Source organism: Rummeliibacillus suwonensis (assembly GCF_007896435.1).
Taxonomy (GTDB): Bacteria; Bacillota; Bacilli; order Bacillales_A; family Planococcaceae; genus Rummeliibacillus; species Rummeliibacillus suwonensis.
In genome coordinates, this window is sequence record NZ_VCBL01000001.1 from 2,773,912 (window position 1) to 2,791,754 (window position 17,843).

General features: G+C 33.8%; 18 protein-coding genes. 11 read left to right on the forward strand and 7 right to left on the reverse strand.

What is annotated here, in order from left to right; all coding sequences use genetic code 11:
* Window positions 1-63 precede the first annotated feature (63 nt).
* Both FEU33_RS12560 and FEU33_RS12565 read left to right on the forward strand, forming a co-directional pair.
* Entirely contained in the window at window positions 64-537 is a 474-nt protein-coding gene (locus tag FEU33_RS12560) for a sigma-70 family RNA polymerase sigma factor (RefSeq protein ID WP_146549701.1), read from the forward strand.
* A 936-nt stretch (window positions 538-1,473) separates the two neighbouring features.
* Window positions 1,474-2,847: an Nramp family divalent metal transporter gene (locus FEU33_RS12565; protein WP_146549702.1), complete on the forward strand. Its 1,374-nt coding sequence runs from the start codon at window positions 1,474-1,476 to the stop codon at window positions 2,845-2,847.
* Window positions 2,848-2,985: 138 nt separating this feature from the next.
* On the opposite strand, the gene FEU33_RS12570 is transcribed toward FEU33_RS12565, so the two are convergent.
* Window positions 2,986-3,306: a YolD-like family protein gene (locus FEU33_RS12570; protein WP_146549703.1), complete on the reverse strand. Its 321-nt coding sequence runs from the start codon at window positions 3,304-3,306 to the stop codon at window positions 2,986-2,988.
* 47 nt (window positions 3,307-3,353) lie between these two features.
* Window positions 3,354-4,604, reverse strand: a complete 1,251-nt coding sequence (locus FEU33_RS12575) for a Y-family DNA polymerase (RefSeq protein ID WP_146549993.1) — start codon at window positions 4,602-4,604, stop codon at window positions 3,354-3,356.
* A gap of 855 nt (window positions 4,605-5,459) precedes the next feature.
* Between FEU33_RS12575 and FEU33_RS12580 the strand changes: the two genes are divergently transcribed.
* A complete protein-coding gene (locus FEU33_RS12580; protein ID WP_146549704.1) occupies window positions 5,460-5,798 on the forward strand; it encodes a hypothetical protein in 339 nt (112 codons plus the stop codon).
* A 1-nt stretch (window position 5,799) separates the two neighbouring features.
* Window positions 5,800-6,189 (forward strand): type II toxin-antitoxin system RelE family toxin, encoded by a 390-nt coding sequence (locus FEU33_RS12585; protein ID WP_146549705.1) that lies wholly within the window; start codon window positions 5,800-5,802, stop codon window positions 6,187-6,189.
* A gap of 120 nt (window positions 6,190-6,309) precedes the next feature.
* Here FEU33_RS12585 and FEU33_RS19415 read toward each other — a convergent pair whose 3' ends face one another.
* Window positions 6,310-6,474: a helix-turn-helix domain-containing protein gene (locus FEU33_RS19415; RefSeq protein WP_370467685.1), complete on the reverse strand. Its 165-nt coding sequence runs from the start codon at window positions 6,472-6,474 to the stop codon at window positions 6,310-6,312.
* 203 nt (window positions 6,475-6,677) lie between these two features.
* On the opposite strand from FEU33_RS19415, the gene FEU33_RS12590 reads away from it, so the two are divergent.
* The 4 genes from FEU33_RS12590 to FEU33_RS12600 all read left to right on the forward strand — a co-directional run bounded on the left by FEU33_RS12590 (window position 6,678) and on the right by FEU33_RS12600 (window position 9,023).
* A complete protein-coding gene (locus tag FEU33_RS12590; RefSeq protein ID WP_146549706.1) occupies window positions 6,678-7,073 on the forward strand; it encodes a zinc-ribbon domain-containing protein in 396 nt (131 codons plus the stop codon).
* Window positions 7,074-7,083: 10 nt separating this feature from the next.
* Window positions 7,084-7,260, forward strand: coding sequence for a TcaA NTF2-like domain-containing protein (locus tag FEU33_RS19420; protein WP_425328611.1), 177 nt, complete (start codon window positions 7,084-7,086; stop codon window positions 7,258-7,260).
* 154 nt (window positions 7,261-7,414) lie between these two features.
* On the forward strand, window positions 7,415-8,272 hold the full coding sequence (locus FEU33_RS12595; protein ID WP_146549707.1) for a HipA domain-containing protein: 858 nt from the start codon (window positions 7,415-7,417) through the stop codon (window positions 8,270-8,272).
* A complete protein-coding gene (locus tag FEU33_RS12600) occupies window positions 8,265-9,023 on the forward strand; it encodes an HIRAN domain-containing protein (RefSeq protein ID WP_146549708.1) in 759 nt (252 codons plus the stop codon). Before FEU33_RS12595 ends, FEU33_RS12600 begins: the two co-directional genes overlap by 8 nt.
* 935 nt (window positions 9,024-9,958) lie before the next feature.
* Here FEU33_RS12600 and FEU33_RS12605 read toward each other — a convergent pair.
* From FEU33_RS12605 to FEU33_RS12620, 4 genes are all read right to left on the reverse strand, one after another.
* Window positions 9,959-11,083 carry an NAD(P)-dependent alcohol dehydrogenase gene (locus tag FEU33_RS12605; RefSeq protein ID WP_146549709.1) on the reverse strand — a complete coding sequence of 375 codons (1,125 nt, stop codon included), beginning with the start codon at window positions 11,081-11,083 and terminating at the stop codon, window positions 9,959-9,961.
* A 404-nt stretch (window positions 11,084-11,487) separates the two neighbouring features.
* On the reverse strand, window positions 11,488-12,342 hold the full coding sequence (locus FEU33_RS12610) for a DUF5011 domain-containing protein (protein ID WP_146549710.1): 855 nt from the start codon (window positions 12,340-12,342) through the stop codon (window positions 11,488-11,490).
* A gap of 552 nt (window positions 12,343-12,894) precedes the next feature.
* On the reverse strand, window positions 12,895-14,205 hold the full coding sequence (locus FEU33_RS12615) for an ammonium transporter (protein ID WP_186725832.1): 1,311 nt from the start codon (window positions 14,203-14,205) through the stop codon (window positions 12,895-12,897).
* Between the two features lie 5 nt (window positions 14,206-14,210).
* Entirely contained in the window at window positions 14,211-14,570 is a 360-nt protein-coding gene (locus FEU33_RS12620) for a P-II family nitrogen regulator (protein WP_146549711.1), read from the reverse strand.
* 623 nt (window positions 14,571-15,193) lie between these two features.
* On the opposite strand from FEU33_RS12620, the gene FEU33_RS12625 reads away from it, so the two are divergent.
* The 3 genes from FEU33_RS12625 to FEU33_RS12630 all read left to right on the forward strand — a co-directional run bounded on the left by FEU33_RS12625 (window position 15,194) and on the right by FEU33_RS12630 (window position 17,773).
* A complete protein-coding gene (locus FEU33_RS12625; protein ID WP_146549712.1) occupies window positions 15,194-15,853 on the forward strand; it encodes a hypothetical protein in 660 nt (219 codons plus the stop codon).
* A gap of 238 nt (window positions 15,854-16,091) precedes the next feature.
* Window positions 16,092-16,217 (forward strand): hypothetical protein, encoded by a 126-nt coding sequence (locus tag FEU33_RS19305; protein WP_255473088.1) that lies wholly within the window; start codon window positions 16,092-16,094, stop codon window positions 16,215-16,217.
* Window positions 16,218-16,678: 461 nt separating this feature from the next.
* Window positions 16,679-17,773 carry a DUF5105 domain-containing protein gene (locus tag FEU33_RS12630; protein WP_146549713.1) on the forward strand — a complete coding sequence of 365 codons (1,095 nt, stop codon included), beginning with the start codon at window positions 16,679-16,681 and terminating at the stop codon, window positions 17,771-17,773.
* The last annotated feature ends 70 nt before the right edge of the window (window positions 17,774-17,843 follow it).

The window sequence follows — 17,843 nt, forward strand, 5'->3', positions numbered from 1 at the left end:
AATTTGTATTCTCAAAACACCTAGGAATACAACCATTGTGCACAATGAGAATGGACAAAGAAAATGTGTCAATTTGAAGTGATTCTTGAACAATTTGAGCCAATGATCACAGCAGCTATTCGGAAATGCCGTATCTACAAAAATCACGAACACTATCGTCAAACAGCTCGCATCACCCTATGGAAAGCCTGGCAAAAGTACAATGATCTACAAGGCGATTTTGCCCCCTATGCTTACACCTGCATACATGGCAGCATTTTAGACGAGCTGAAAAAAGAAAGTCGTTATGAAGAACGCTACCAGCCACAAGAAGATGTCCTGCTATCACTCTCCACCATATCAGCAGGGCAATCCGAAACAGCTTGCTTATTGGAGGAATTACTCAACACCCTTCCAAAGCAAGAACGGCAACTTCTCGTCGACTATTATATTACAGGCTATTCATATGCAGAATTAACAACAAAATACCACACCACGATTGCCGCCTTGAAAAAAAGAAGGACGCGTATACTTGAAAAACTAAGAAAAAATTTATAGCCCCATATAGCCAAACAAACACCACCTCATTTTTACTTGGTGGTGTTTTGAATTATGAATATAGAATGGGCTTGGTTCTTTATAATTAGTTTAGTATAGAAATGAGGCCATCCCATGAAATAAATAGGAACAGTTCTATCGCTCCCATCCACGGAAGAGAGCATTCTATCCACGGAAAACGGACTCCCATCCACGGAACATAACCTACTTATTTATAAAAAATCACACGTGTTGATTTTACAAAAATCAGGAATATATATTTAGTGTAATTTTGAAAAACCCTGTATTTTTAGGACCATTTATATAGATCTTCGCTGCGGCTTGCTCGAGTCCTCGAAAATGCAAGCATTTCCTTCGTGCGGTGTGATTCGAGGAAGAAAATTCAATGTCCCGCGGGAAAAGCGAATAGATGAGACCCCGCAGCGTAGCGATTGAAGGAACGGAATTTAAGAACGCCACGTCCTGTGGCAACGATTCCGTGACCAACATCCTGTTGCCCCCAGCATTCGCCCGCAGGAAAGCGAGCAAGTCGGAGCGGAAATCAATGACTCTCCCTATTTTTATGGATTAAATTGGATAATCAACACGCCTGATAAAAAATCTTAGTTTACTTTTATATCCATTTATTTAAAAGAAGATTAAAACTTTTATCACCAAACTATGGAAATTCTAATCTAATATCTTTACAAAATAAAAAATCGTATTATACTGTAAACGTAAAGTTTCCTTAAGGAAATAAAAATTCATATAGGAATTAAACTTTCATATAAGAAAGATATATTTTATTTATTACTAAAAAAGATTCCTAACTTTGCTTTATTTTTTGATAAAGGTGATGTTGTCAAATATGTTTACAAGCTCATAACAAAGCTCATCTTATACTAAACGTATCTAAAGATTCATTTAACTGAAAGAAAATGGAATGGAGTGATTACAATGAAAGAAAGCGAAATAAAAGGAAATACTAGCAATTTTATAAAATATGCTAATGGACCTAGTCTTGAAGAAATTAATAATACAGTTTCTGTACCAAAATCTAATCGTTTTTGGAAAAATTTAATGGCCTTTTCAGGTCCCGGAGCTTTAGTGGCAGTTGGTTATATGGACCCTGGTAACTGGGTGACATCAATTGGTGGGGGTGCACAATATGGCTATCTTTTGATGTCAGTTATTTTGATTTCTAGCTTAATCGCCATGTTATTACAATATATGGCGGCTAAACTTGGGATTGTAACACAAATGGATTTAGCGCAAGCCACACGTGCTCATACAAACAAAAAAGTTGGTTACGTTTTATGGATTGTGACAGAGCTTGCTATTATGGCAACGGATATAGCTGAGGTCATCGGTGGCGCGATCGCCTTGAATCTACTATTTAGTATGCCGCTTGCCGTCGGAGTTATATTAACCATTTTCGATGTATTACTACTATTATTGTTAATGAAGTTAGGATTCCGTAAAATTGAAGCAATTGTTATTACATTGATCAGCGTTATCTTACTTGTCTTTTTATATGAAGTCATCATTTCACAACCAAATATTCCAGACGTTTTAAAAGGTTTCGTCCCGCAAGCACAAGTTTTACATCATGGGCAATTAACAATGGCTTTAGGGATTGTGGGTGCAACCGTTATGCCTCATAACTTATATTTACACTCATCCATTGCTCAAACGCGTCAATATGTTCGTAGAGATGAGAAGAATCTTGCAAAAGCTGTTAAATTTGCAACATGGGACTCAAATATTCAGCTATCTGCAGCTTTTATTATTAACTGTTTGTTATTGATCTTAGGTAGCGCCCTTTTCTTCGGACACGGCAGTGAATTAGGGACTTTCTCTTCTTTATACCATGCATTAAATGATTCACAATTAGCTGGTGCAGTTGCAAGTCCTATATTAAGTACATTATTTGCATTGGCTTTATTAGCATCTGGGCAAAACTCAACAATTACAGGAACATTGACTGGACAAGTTGTTATGGAAGGCTTTATCCACATTCGTCTTCCAATGTGGGCTCGCCGAATGGTTACACGATTGTTAGCTGTCATTCCAGTATTAGCTTGTACAATCTATTTTGGCGGAGATGAAACAGCACTTGATAATTTATTGATATATTCACAAGTATTCTTAAGTATTGCTTTGCCTGTCTCAATGATCCCACTCGTTTATTTCACAAGTTCTAAAAAAATTATGGGGGAACGGTTTAAAAATCCTCTTTGGGTAAGTATACTAGGTTGGGTTTGTACAATCTGCTTAACTTATTTAAATATCCAATTGATTGTTAGTACCGTATCTTCTATCTTCCATTAAAAAAATATATATGTTAGAAGCTGTGTCATAGATATAAAAACTGATGGCATGGCTTTTTTCTGATTTAAAATACATATGTCTGCCCCCGTTATCGTAGAGTGCATACATCTTTGTTCCTAAATTTTGATGAAGGCCTATTTAAACCGTAAAACTCACACCAAAAATAGCTGGAAAGGGGAAATTTTTTCCGTCTTCTAAATAGAGTGAAGCACTTTTGGTGTCTAGCTTTGTAATTATTCCGATCACTTTAAAAATTCGTTTTTCTTCCCAAATGCTTAATTCGACCTCTAGGTTATTGGCGTAAGCGATTTGGAGTTGTTCACTGAGTTCCTGCAATCCCCATTCATCTAGCTCTGGCTTTTCAACATATTCATCTTGTGCTTTCCATTCCTGCAATAGTTTTACATGTTCTGGAAGCATCATCGCAGTCCATTTGATATTTCCACGATCTCGGATCACTTTTACATCACCTCTTTATCTCAAACACGTAGGAACTATGGGCTTTCTTACTTTTGGTGTCCACCGATCAATTCTGAACGTGCAACCGCAGTCCCTGCCTCTGTATAAGACACAGCATGTAAAATCGCTGTTGATCCATGTTTTGAACGCAAATAATCCATCGTCTCTCCTAATTTTCTTTTTTTCCATTTCTGTTCATCAAACAAACTAAGTTGCATGGAATGTTCCGATTCTAAATTTGAAATGCTGATAGAAAGCTGCCTTACAGGTTTTTCTACATAATAGGCTTCGAGCAATCGCTTACACACTTTATAAATTTTCATCGTATCATTCGTTGGCTCATCTATTGTATGTGACCGATGAAAACCTCCTCCAAATACATTTTTACTATAACGAACACCAAGTGAAATGGTTCTTCCCACTTGGAAGGCTTCCCTTGCTCTTCTTGCGATATCCTCGCACATTTCTAAAATGACGACAAGAATCTCACGGCAACTACCATAATCGCGCGTAAGTAATTGACCTTTACCAAAGCTAATGGGTTCTTCTGCATGTGCTTCTAATGGGGATAGATCTATTCCCCATGCATGATAGTAAAGCTGATTGCCCATAACACCAAAATGATTTTCCAGCATGCTTAAATCAGCATGAGCAAGGTCGCCTACCGTATAAATACCCAGATTATTTAGGGCACGTTCTATTCTTCGGCCAATCCCCCACATTTCAGACAACGGTGCAACCGGCCATAATTTTTTAGGAATATCTTCATATGTCCATTTCGCAAACCCTTCCTTTTTCGCCTCTAAATCTAATGCTAGCTTTGCCATTAGCATATTGGGCCCCATTCCAACTGCATTTGGAATTTGAAATTGGCTATAAATGCTGGACTGAATAGATTTCGCAGTTTCTTCAGGAGGACCCCAAAGCTTTTCTGTACCGGTAAGATCCACAAAGCTTTCGTCAACGCTATATACATGTATCGCTTCTTTTGGAACAATTCGATTAATTAAATTCGTAATTTCCATTGACATCTTTATAAAAAATTCCATTTTGGGTGTAAATAATTTGATATCCGGGTGGTCCGGAATTTCGTAAAGACGAGATCCTGTTTGAATCCTAAATCTTTCTTTCATGGGTGGCGATGCAGCGAGGACTATACTCCCTTTTTGTTGAAGATTCCCAACAACCGCAATGGGCACTTTTAAAGGATCCAGCTTTGCAAGCATAGCCATACAGCTTGCATAAAAACAACGCATATCAACGCAAATGATAGAGCGGTTCGGCGCATTTTTGTACATTTCCCATGGATTTTTATCATTGGAGTCAATTTCATATTCAGTACGATTCACTGTATTCCTACTCATTTTGCCACCTCCAAAATAATTATGAAACACTATTTCAGAACGTTTGTTCTAATTTTATTTTAGAGTAAGAAAAGTAGAACGACAAGTGGTATTATTTGGAGTGGTTTTCGCCACTAGCATTGCAGCAGACCTGATAATGATCTAATTTTAGCTCTTAATTTTGCTAATAAAGTAACCTCTTTTTGCAAAAGAATCTTATGCTTATTTCAATTTACTAGGACAACTCAAACCTATAAAACACATTAAAAATGAAGCCATTAAATTGGATTTAAAAAAATTAAGATCATTAAAAAACCATAATATCCCATTTCATTGATAAAGTAAAACTTTAATCAGTGGAGTTTTCTTCATCCCTCACTGAACTAGAGGAACTCAGGTTAAAGGCGCCACGTCCTGTGGCAACACCTGAGTGACCAACATCTTGTTGGCCCGAACCAATCGGGCTTTTACAGGCAGTTTATCTTCCACCTAACTTCTTTACTTTCGCTGAATTTTGAGATGGGAGTATTACTGCCCGTTAATGCGGGATAAAAATCTATTTTTTCTTTAACTTTTCAAACAAAAAACTGATTTTTATTAAATTTCCGAAGATGAAATGACTTTTTCAGTGATCTCTTAAAACTTAGATAGCTATTTTCACTTAGAAGACAAGAACGTATTATTTAAGCTCATCATACATATACTGTATAAAAAAACGAACTAAATTTTGTTTTATTTTTTGTGCAAAATTTAGTACAATAAAGGTAGGAGAAAATAATGTCAAATGAAATCTGGAAGGGGAAAATAAACATGAAAAAATTATTAGAGAAACCATTTACTCTAAAAAACACCATGCCTGCAAGCAAATTAAGAGAAATTTCCCAAAAAAGATTAAAGGAAATGATTGATGAAAACGAAGTAATGGGACTGATCATTAAAGATGAAATGGCAATCACAATGATGAGAATGAAAGACTTTGAAGAATTAAAAAAGTATGTGGAAAGTTTGGAACAATTAGTAGATGAAAATCTGATGGTAAACAAACTTGGAGAAGAATTTTTCAATACACCGAAAGAGCAATTCATCACTATGCCAAAGAATATGTCGGCAAAAGAATACAAAGAATGGAGAAAAGGAATGGAGAATTAACATGACCAATCAAACATATGAATCAAAATTTCATCCGGAGTATTTTGATACTTTTGATCATGTAGCAGACAAGATGACAAATACAGAATTTGCAATGTTTTATGAGCTGTTTCAACATGTCATTGACACTTTAGAAAAGGATCCTTATAGCAATTCAAGAGAATGTCAGTACGGAATTCTACATGAAAAAGGATTTCGTACGATGACATTCCACTCAAAATTACCAAAGATTCATACAGGCGACATGCGAGTAATATTCAAAATTGATGAGAATACAAAAACGAACTATTATTTTGCTGTAGGAAAACGGATCAACACAAGACCAAGACCGCCTGAAGATATCTATTCCAAAGCGGAAAATCTGTTAAAAGCTAGAGGAGAATATACATAATGCAATAAACTAGTAGATAGACATAGAACTTTTCATATCATTAATGTACGAAAAGAGAATGCCATCTGACATTCTCCATTCATAAAAAATAAAAGCCTACCCCTCCTAGTAAAGATAGCCCTAACGCTCAACCATTAATATTGATACTACTTTCTTTTTCATACACTGTTCACCCTTTCCTAAGTTATTCTTCCTTTGTATCCTCAAATTTAAAATACCCCCTACGTCACAATTAAAATACTTGCATAGCGCATCTAACGTACTGTAATTTACACCTTTACCTATTCCTCAATCTAAATTGGATAACGCATTTCTGGAAGTCACAAAACATTAATCTACTAAAATTGCTAATATATTTAGAATTTCTACTATTTTCCCCAAATCTATACTTTTAGTATAAAAAATTGGTATAATATTGTCATATTATTAGATAAAAAGATTTTTATTTATAACCTAAAAGTCTTCCTAACTAGAAAAGGAGTGAAGAAATGAATTCTTGTAAAAATTGCGGAACATCCTATGAAGATGGCCAACTCTTTTGTACAAAGTGTGGTCATGCCTTATCAGAAAATGAAAATCCGCAGCACCACCTCCAAGATAACGTTGAAACAAAGGTTTCTATACCTACTACACCTGCTACTAACAAAATCCATCCATCAAGATGGCAAAAACAAAAAATGAGTAAGAAAAATAAACTTACACTTTTTTCGATTATTGCAATTATAGTATTATTATTGGCTGCTCATTTAACGATGAAATCCATCATGAATCCTACGAAGACAGTAACGGCAATGCATGAGGATTTTGAAAAAGAAGATAAATCTTATTTTTCTAAATTTGTAGATGATGACGAAATCAGCAATCATACCAATGATATAAAGTAATCTTGTAGCAATTAATGACACAACATTCAAGTTTGACACAAATGAACAATATACATTTTACAGTCATGAAGATCCTACAATTGATTATGATTATAAAAAAACCTATACGATTCAATCTTCTAGCGATAGCTATATTATCAAAACGATAGAAAGTGAAAAAATTTCAGAAGAAGAATATGACGAGTAAAAGAAACCCGTATATCCTTAATATGAACCTAAGCAAGAAGTGGATCATATTTGTAGCAAATGTGATCACCATTAGCATAAGTACAAATAACGTTCACGTATTTTTTGTAGATGGTATTTGATGCAATGTTTCCTTACAAAAGGAAGGAGAAAAAATGAAGATAATTGACATATCTAATTGGACTGAATTGGAAGATCGCGAGGCATCTGGAACAAGAGAAAAAGCCTGGTATAAAAATAATGGAAAAACATATCTTTTTAAATATGTGAAATCTCCAGGCGAAGCATGGGCAGAAAAAATTGCTAGCGATGTAGGTAACAATATATTTCATGTCCCAGTAGCTAAATATTACATAGCCAAAAAAGATGGAGTAATAGGTTGCCTTTCAGAAAATGTTGTAGATAGTTCAAAAAATGAAGAACTTTACGAGATTTCAGATCTGATGTGTAACATACATGAAGATTTTGATTCTAAAAATTTAGCGCATTACAATATTAAAAGAGTATTGGAAATTGTTGAGGGTAATGGAATTCTCCCCTTTTTTTATGATATGTGTCTGTTTGATTTTATTATTGTTAACCAAGATAGACATTGCGAAAACTGGGGAATTATTAGAATAAATAATAGCATCACACCATCTCCTTTGTATGATAATGGCTCCTCATTAGGTAACAATTTATCAGAAAAAGATATTCAAATATATCTCGGGAAAGATGCTAATGCTTTTGCAGGATTTAATCGACGTACCAAAACACAATTCACTATTGAAGAAAAGAAAAAACCGAAAGCAAAAAAATTGATTACATATTTATACAAATATAATTACAATGTTTTTAAAAAATCTTCGTATAAATTTGTTAATTTTAATGCTTCAATGTTGGATAATATTATAAAGTCTATACCTTATGATATAATGTCAGAGAGCCAAAAAAAATTTGTATCAAAATTGCTTTTCTTTCGTATTAATATGGTAAGACAGTTCGTTGACGAAGGGGGAAATTGGTATGACTAAAAATAAAAAACTTTGCTTATTATGGCAAAATAAAACTACCCGTCAATGGTACCATGTAGGTAATCTACTTTACAATGAAGAAAATCATTACTACCAGTTCTCATACGAGCTGGAGAAGAAGCGTAGAGGTCTTAAAGAAGCGTTAGAAAATGGTTATCAGCCACATATCGCCTTTCAAGATTTAGATAAAACTTATGTATCCAATAAGTTATTTCTTCCATTTGCGCGCAGAGTACCCAACACAAATAGGCCGGATTATGACGCTTTCTTGAAAAAAAATGGATTAACTAGAAACTCAACAACTATGGAGATTTTAAAAGCCACTGGCGGCAGATTGGCTACAGACAATTATGAATTTGTAAATCCCATAATATTCGATGATAAAAATATAGTTTATAAAGTGGAATTTTTTGCAAGAGGTTGGAGATATTACGAAGGTCAAAAATTAATGGAACAACGAAGCTGGGACTTAAAACCTGTTGACCTTACATTTAAAATAGATAAAGAGAACCCACAGGATGATTGTGCAGTAGCTATTTTTATTGATAATATAAAAGTTGGGTATGTTCCTGCTTTTTATTCAGCATTTTTCAAAGATATGATTGAAAAAGAACAGCTTTTTGTTGTATCTGATTTAAGTCTTGATAAAAATAACATCCCACAACTACGTTTATTACTAAAAATTCAAGGGCATATGACAAACGGTAATACACAAAAGGGGTTTAAGGAACACTTTCTCTTGCCTGTATGACATGACAACGCCTGCCTGCCTAGGTATCAAAACATCTCAACATTTATGATGGTTAGAAAGGCTTTAAAGATTATTGTAAGCTTAAATATTGTTATCATATAGAAGTAGCTACAAGTCAGAATTGTCCGAATTTTATGGTGTGAAAAGGTTATTTAAAAGATCAACTAGAAGATCTAGAAATATGCTAATCTGATTTTTATGGTGTGAAAAATAGTTATAGCTTAAGCAATTGTTACGCTTGAGTATATATGCAAAGCTTACACAATTCTGACAGGGTCTATGATTGAAGTCCTTAACCTCTTCGGAGATTAAGGACTTTTTGTGATTTTTTATTATTTTTGGAAAAAAGACTTTTGATTCTTTTCCTTTTTTGAAGAAACACCACCCTTTGTGCTACAAGTGAATTCTTCATGTTATATGTTTTGGTCGTGCCATTTAAATTATTTTAGGCAACTTTTATAAAATATTTTATATTGTAATAGCGATAGAGAAGACTTTTGGTCATCATCATGAAGAGGAAGGACCAACATCTTCATCCTGTAAATCTAGCTGATAGAAAATAAAATGGTCAAAACTAATCTATTGAGATACTCTTCATAACCATATAAAATTGTTTGCTATCTTAGCGTTGTAAATCCGCATAATCCTGACCGCTCTCCCCCCTAAAAGAAATAAAAAATGCCCTCTCGAAATGAGGAGGCCACTGAAAAACTATAGAATCTCTATTTTCATTGATAAAAATCCATCTTTTCTTTAATTTTATGAACTAAAAAGATTATTTTTATCATTTTTTTGAAGATGCATTGACTTTTTCAGTGGCCTCCCGTATAGCAGGTGTTTTTTGTTGAGCCTTCTTCAGGTTCAACAGACTAAAGTCCATAATAAAAGGACTTTCCAAACATTTATTGGAAAGTCCCTTATGTTAGACCTAAAGCTTATTTTCCAGGTACATAGTCTTCATCAATGATTAAAATTGGTTTAATTGTTTTTCCTGTTAGTGAATCACTTGAGGCTTGATTGATATTATCAAATTTGTAGAATTTCACCAATTTATCAAAATCAAATCTTCCCTCTTTATAAAATTCAACAAGTTGAGGAATTGATAATTGAGGAATTGCATTTCCCATTAATACACCTTTGATCGAACGATTAAGTACTGTTAAATCTACCAAAGGGTGAACATCAATGGAGTTAAGTGTTACTGCTACAGGGGCTGTTACGCCACCGATAGCAAGCACGTCAATGGCCGTGTGCATAACTGCCGAAACTCCAGTTGTATCGATTGAGTAGTTAACGCCTTTTCCATTTGTTAGTTTTTTGATTTCTTCTAAAACATCTGTATTTTTACTATTGATAATATGTGTTGCCCCTAGTTCTTTTGCAGTTGCCAAGCGGTGATCATGGATATCAATACCGATAACTTTCGAACAACCAGAAATTTTAGCAGCCATCATTGCAGCAAGACCTACAGCACCTGTACCAAATACAGCTATCGTTGAACCTGGTTCTGGTTTCAATCCGTTAAATACTGTCCCACTACCAGTTAAGAAACCACAACCTAATGGTCCCACTAAACGAAGATCGACTTCTTTATCTACTTTTGCAAGATTAGACTCATGTACTAAAGAATAAGTACTGAATGAGGATTGACCAAAGAAGTTACCAACAGGTGTACCATCTTCTTTATGGAATACATGAGAACCATCAGCTCTTGTACCTGGTCCCATGTTTAAATCTATCCAATGATCACAGTTAGCTGGTAAACCTGAGCGACAGTTATCACAATGTTCACAATACGCATAAGAAACTACTACATGATCACCTGGTTTAAATTCTGTAACCGCTTTCCCAATTTTCGCTACAATGCCAGAACCTTCATGACCAAATACGGCTGGGAAATCATATGGAGAATCACCTGCACGAACAGCATCATCAGAGTGACAAATTCCTGAAGCCACTAATTTCACTAAAACTTCATCATCTTGCATTTCAGCAAGATTCAATTCTTCCATTTCATATGGACCATTTAATTTATTGACTACGGCAGCTTTTACTTTCATGAGAAATCCCTCTTTCTTCTATATTTATATTTATTATTTCCATAATCAGAATGTATAATACTATATGGAAAAAAAGAAAATATATGATTGTTAATGGAAACTGTATTTCATTTCCTAATTGGATAATACTATACCAAGTTTTCAAGACAATATATTTCTGCGGAGCTTTCAGCTAAATCTTTTCCCTTTAGAACCATCTTCCTTCCCCCCGAAATTACCAGATTGAACATACTTAAATGTTCAATTTTTTGTATAGTTTTACATATCAATTTGACTCATACATATTAATACAATCTAATATCTCTATAAAAAAGACTATAGACAAACTCGAAATTCTTGGAGTTTATCTACAGTCTAAAGAACACTTATTTTTCTTTATAAAATCCTCATCAATATTTAAACAATTATTTAGCTGTTTCTGATATTTCGACTTGATCTGCAGTTTGTGCTGGTTCTACAGATGTAACATCTTCAACATTTACAGTTACTTTCACTGTAGTTTGGTTAGAAGCTAAATCTTTTGCTGTGTAAATAATCGTATAAATACCAGCTATACTTGTGTCAATCTTATCAACTGTATTGCCTTGTGAATCAGTAATTGAAGTAACAAGTTTAACGGATTTATCCAAATTATCTTTGGCAGTTACTATTGGTAGAGTGAATACATCACCCGTTCTAACTTTATAAGTTACTGTACCAGTATTTTTTATCACAAAAGTTTGTTTAGCATCTTTAAGTTTGATCAATGGAGCAACTTTATCAGTTACTACTTTACCGTTTTTATATTGTACGTTTACTCCGTTTACTTCATAAACACCTGTTGCAGGAACACCATTCACATAGTATTTCCCTTCTTTAGATCCCTTGAATTTTTTCCCACTTTTAAAATAATATTTACCTACTGTACCAGTGAAACATTTCCCTTTCTTATAATAGACACCTTTAAATACTTTTGTTGCTGCTACACCTTTTTGATAAAAAGTTTTAGATACTACGCCAGTATACAATTGACCTTCTTTGTAGTATTTGCCTTTGTAAATACCAGTAAAGGTTTTTCCATTTTTATAAAGAACAGAGTTATAAACTTTAAAACCTGCGATTACTTTTTTATTTTTAGAATTCACAAGTTTACCTTTTAATACTTTATGAGTAGTTTTTGCAGATGCCGTTGTGTCAACTGCTACTGCTGCAGATGTAATAACAGAAGCCCCCAAAGCAAACGCCGCTACAGATTTAATTATTTGTGTGTAATTTTTCATTTTTCTATTCTCCTTTATTGTTACAATTTGTAAGGATTACCTTGTTTAATTCATGGACAAATACCATATTTCTCCTTTGGCAACCTCAACAAATATACTAGCACAAAAAAGTACTATTTTTTATTACATTTAGCGTTTTTTTATTAAATGAAAGTAAACATTCTGTTCTTACTATTAATTTTTTTAAAACAATCTTTATTGTCCTCAGCAATTTTCCAAATGAGCTACAAATATGTATCTTTTATTTTTTATGCCTTCTATTATTTTCAACTTAATTTCGTATTACATATGCCCTGTAATAAAATTCATGTAATATTTCTATGTTTTAATAAGAACTTAAGGGCATTTAGAATATTAAAGGAGTTACTAGTGTTGCATTAAACCAAATTCAATATTAAAAAGGCTCATAATCTTCGCAAATCTTGTTTTGTGTAAAGAAAACGTCCTTAATAATGTATAAGTCAGGTGATATTCCATACTAAAGAACATCGTCATGAAAACAAAAAAACCGCTGATATCATCCATCAGCGGCTAAATCTACAACACGCTACATTACTCATTGAATCTTTCTTTAGGAGGAACTGTAGGAGAAACCTTGACGCCTGTCGATTCTTCAAAATCGTATAAATTAGTAGGTAGATCAGTGAAACGTTCTAATTCATTGTAGGCAGGAATACCATGGTAGGACATGTCCAATCCTTCTTCTTCTTCGCGTTCTGTTGCACGTAGCCCTACCGTCTTTTCACATACTTTGGCCATAAATGTTCCGCCAAGCAATCCCCAAACAATGACAACGACCGCACCTAACAGTTGGATTCCTAATAGAGAAAAACTGCCTGTTGTGAGTAAGCCATGCGTGGTATCAAACAAACCAACTGCTATGGTACCAAAAACACCATTGAAACCATGAACGGCTACCGCCCCGACTGGATCATCGACTTTTAAATTATCTACAAATAGTGTTGCATAGATCACGATAAAGCCACTAGTAATCCCAATAACAATGGCGCTCCACTCTGAAACATAGGCACATCCAGCTGTAATTGCCACTAAACCTGCTAATACACCATTGATCGTCATACTAGGGTCCACTTTTCCGAACTTTTTCATCGTTATCAATAATGCAGCTGTACCACCACTTGCGCCCGCAAGCATCGTATTGAGCGCGATAGTTGCTAAGGCTGTGTTAGAAGCATCCAACGTACTTCCGGCATTAAAAGCAAACCAACCAAACCATAAGATAAACGTTCCAGCAGAAGCTAAAGGAATATTACTTGGCGCAAAAACATTCGTACTGCCATCTGAATTAAATCGCCCTTTTCTTGGTCCCAGTACTTTTGCCATTGCAAATGCAGCAAATCCTCCAACTGCATGAATAGCGGCAGAACCTGCAAAATCTTTCATCCCTAATTTAGCTAACCAGCCATCGCTATTCCAGATCCAATGGCCTGAAATGGGATAAACAACAATGCAAATCAATGCAGCTGTTAAAATATAGGCTTTGAAGTTCATACGTTCTGCGACTGCACCGGAAACGATGGAGATGCAAGCTACGGCAAATCCCATTTGGAATAGGACATATGCTGCACTTGGTAATTTTAAAGCAAGATCAATTTTTTCTGGGCTTCCAAACAATGAAGTACCAAATAGTCCAAAGGTATCGTGCCCAAACATAATCCCAAAACCAACTAGCCAAAATGCTAAAGCTCCAATTGTTAGATCCACAAAAATCTTCATTGTTACGTTTACGGCATTTTTCGTTCTTACAAGGCCAGATTCAAGTAAACTAAATCCACCTTCCATGAATAACACCATTGCCGCAGCTAATACAACCCATATGGTATTTATATACATTAATTCCACGTTCGTTATTCCTCCTGGTTTAACAGATCATCAATATCATAATCTGCCTTTCCTGTTCGAATGTTATAGGCTTCGAGAATTGGAAAAACAAAAATTTTACCGTCGCCATCTTCTCCAGTTTGAGCAGAATCAACAATTTGCTGGATGGTCTTGTCCACCATATGATCGGATAAGATAATCTCCAATTTGATCTTTGGATGGAGGGTCACTTTATAATTTTTTCCACGATAGACACCCTGATTGTCTTTCTGTTTCCCTCTCCCAACTACTTGGGATACTGTGAATCCTGTAATACCTATGTTTTTTAATCCTTTAATCGTTTCAGTTAACTTTTCAGTTCGAATAATTGCTTCAATTTTTTTCATGAAAACGCCTTTCTTATGTCAGATTTTCTCACATGATATGTTAAGAATTATACCAAACTTTAAAAATGTGTCAATGGATTTCGAATGGAAATTATGAATTATTGAAAGTTTTTAGAATTTTTTGTAGATTGATTGCGAGGGATAGAAAATAATGTATATATATTATTTTTATTAATTTATAATATAAATTTATCTTTTTTATATTTTAGATGATCTTTTAGTCCTTTTATTAATGAATTAACATTAGACTTTAGCTAACAGATTCTTAATTTTTTATTTGTACGGTTAGTTCGTATCCATACAACTCATTCTGCGTATTAGGAAAAACATCGATATGTCAAAATCACCATTTTTACTAATCCCAAAGACCTAATTTTCTACGCAGATTACATTAGAATGTCTATTTTGATCGTTTTTCTTCTATTATTCGTAGCCCAAATAAAATTCCTCCGATGCATTTCTTTAAACGAAAAGAAATTCAATGCTTTTAAAATTTTTCTAACTGGACAACATAAATAAAAATAACCTTAAAAAGAAAGGATGATGAAAAAACAAACAAATCAAATTAATGGTTATACATTGACTAATGTCAAATTCGATTTTAAATAAAGGAGTGATTGTAAATGAAAATACAGAAGAAATGGGGAACTCTTTCCCTAGCATTTGCATTAACGCTAGGATTTATAAGTAGCGCAGCTGTTTCAACTTCCGCTGCTACCACTGCAGAAAATAATCAAGTCAATACGACAAATAAACAACTGGATGCCGCTACAAAGCAAAAAGTGGATACGATTTTACAGAAGCTAGATGCAGATTTAAAAACACTGGGAATTGATATTCCAAAACATCATTCGAAACACCATTTATTTGCCAATTTAGATGAAAAAACGAAGGCACAAGCAAAAGAAATTATGAAAAAGTTAAAGGCTGGCGCTATTACGAGAGAACAGGCTGATGCTCAATTCAAAAAACTGGGGATTTCATTGCCAAGTCATCCTAAATTCAAAAATCTAGATGAAAAAACAAAGGCACAAGTGAAGGAAATTATCAAAAAGCGAAAAGACGGGACGATCACAAAAGCAGAAGCTGATGCCCAGCTAAAAAAATTCGGCATTGTATTGCCCCCAAAACATCATGAAAAAAGAGGACAATTTCTTCAATTAGATGATCAAACAAAAGGGAAAGCCGAAAAACTCATTCAAAATGCCAAAATAGAAATAGAAAAATTAGGCGCTGACTTTCCTAGAAAATACGATCACTTACTTCATTTGATGAATAAATAATATTTACCATTTTATTCCATTTATTCACTAACTGAATAATGTATACTTCCAGGAAGATGTTGTCTGTAGTTTTGGACAACATCTTTACTTGTATATGGATGAGTTCGAATTTCTTTAGTTTAGATAAAATATGCTCAGCAACAAGGATTTTGGAAATATTTGTAGAATAATAATCTAAAGAAAAATAAGCTGTCTTAGTTAATAATGCAAATTTAAAAATAACAGAGGTGTTTGTCTTATGTTTATAGTAGTTTTGACTTCTTCTTTGTCTGCATTAGTTGGTGTTATTGTTTCAACAATTTTTGTAGTAAAGGCATCAAAGAAAAAAAACGATATGTTTCGAAACAAAAGTGACAAGTCCTAAAAAGGGCATTTTTTTAGAAACAACTATAGAAAAATTTATCGAGAAAACAGAAAAGGCTACTATTAGCATTTGCCACTTATATTTTTTGAACATCTCCGAAATATTTTTGTTAGATAAAGTGAAACCCTTCAAAAATCAAACATTCATATCAAAAGTAAAATTTTTATCTAATATTCATTTTTTATTAGTCTTTTCTACCTAATTTATTTCTTCTTTATCTATCCATATAGAATGACAATCTAATGCAAAATCCCTTATATTTCGACAAAACTTTATTTTTTTAAAAATTAAAACAAGTTATTTTCTTCATTTATAGGTAATTATTCATCAAATCAATGGATGATTACTTATTTCATACTCCTTTATAACCATTCCTTATTTGGTAGTTTTATTTCATTTTTACATTTTAACCCACGAAATATGGCAGGGAGTGCTATAATCTCATCTAGAGATTATTATAATTGGAGGGATTTGTTATTAATAAGAAAAGGTGGGCACTCATTAGCTTATTTGCAGTACTTTCACTGCTTCTAGCAGCATGTGGTTCAAGTAGCAGTGGTTCTGATTCGAAGCAAGAATCAAGTGACGTTGGATTCAAAGTCAACTCAGGTGAATATATAACCATCACCAAATATGATGATAACGAAGAAAAAACGTACCTCAAGTTGAACGTAACGGTACATAATAAATCTAAAAATGAAGTTTCCTTATCGGGTGCAGATTTCAGTCTTTATGATAAAAATGATGAGAAGATTGAAACGGTTTATGTTAATCCGCCAGATGAAGAATCTTATGAAGAATTATCTGGAAGCGTTTCACCAGAAAAAAAGGCATCTGGTGATCTGGCGTATCCTATCAATCCAGAGGAAAAATATGAACTTCATTTCCAACCGCATATTTATAATGATGAAGGTGAAAAATCGAAAGAATTAGTTGTAAAAGTAGATCCGTCAAAATATAAAAATGACAATGAAAATGCGAAAAGAGCACTAGAGGCATACGTCGATAATGTATTCCTAAGCAAAGAAAACCCTGATTTTAAAACTTTAGTTACCAATGATGTGCTCAAAGACAGTCAAAAATTTGATGAAGAACTTGGAAATCAACTGAAAGAAGGATTCGGTGATTATACACCAGATTTAAAGACAGAGAAAATATTTATTGAAAAATACCGTAAAGCATTGAACCAAAAGATCAAGCCAACTTACCAAATTGAATACGCAGATACCAAAAAAGCAAAAGTGATAGTAAAATTCAAAAACTTTGATACTTCTGATCTGTACAACCAATCTGAAAAAGTCGGCGATCAATTCTCGAAGAAAAATCAAAATAAATATTCTTATGATGAATACGATAAAGCAGAAAAAGATGCTTTAGTTTATATCTTTACTAGAATTGACCAAATTCTAAACAATACTAAACTAGACGACGACTCTCGTGATTTTTCACTTACGCTGAAAAATGAAGATGGCAAATGGAACATTCAAACAACAGACGAAGATATGAATAGCGCTTATGATGACTTATTCAAAGCATTTGTTTTAGTCATGTATTAAAGCGGCGATTACGACAAAGAAACACAAACCTTAAGTGAGGTTACTGAAAAACAAGAACATTCCCATTTTA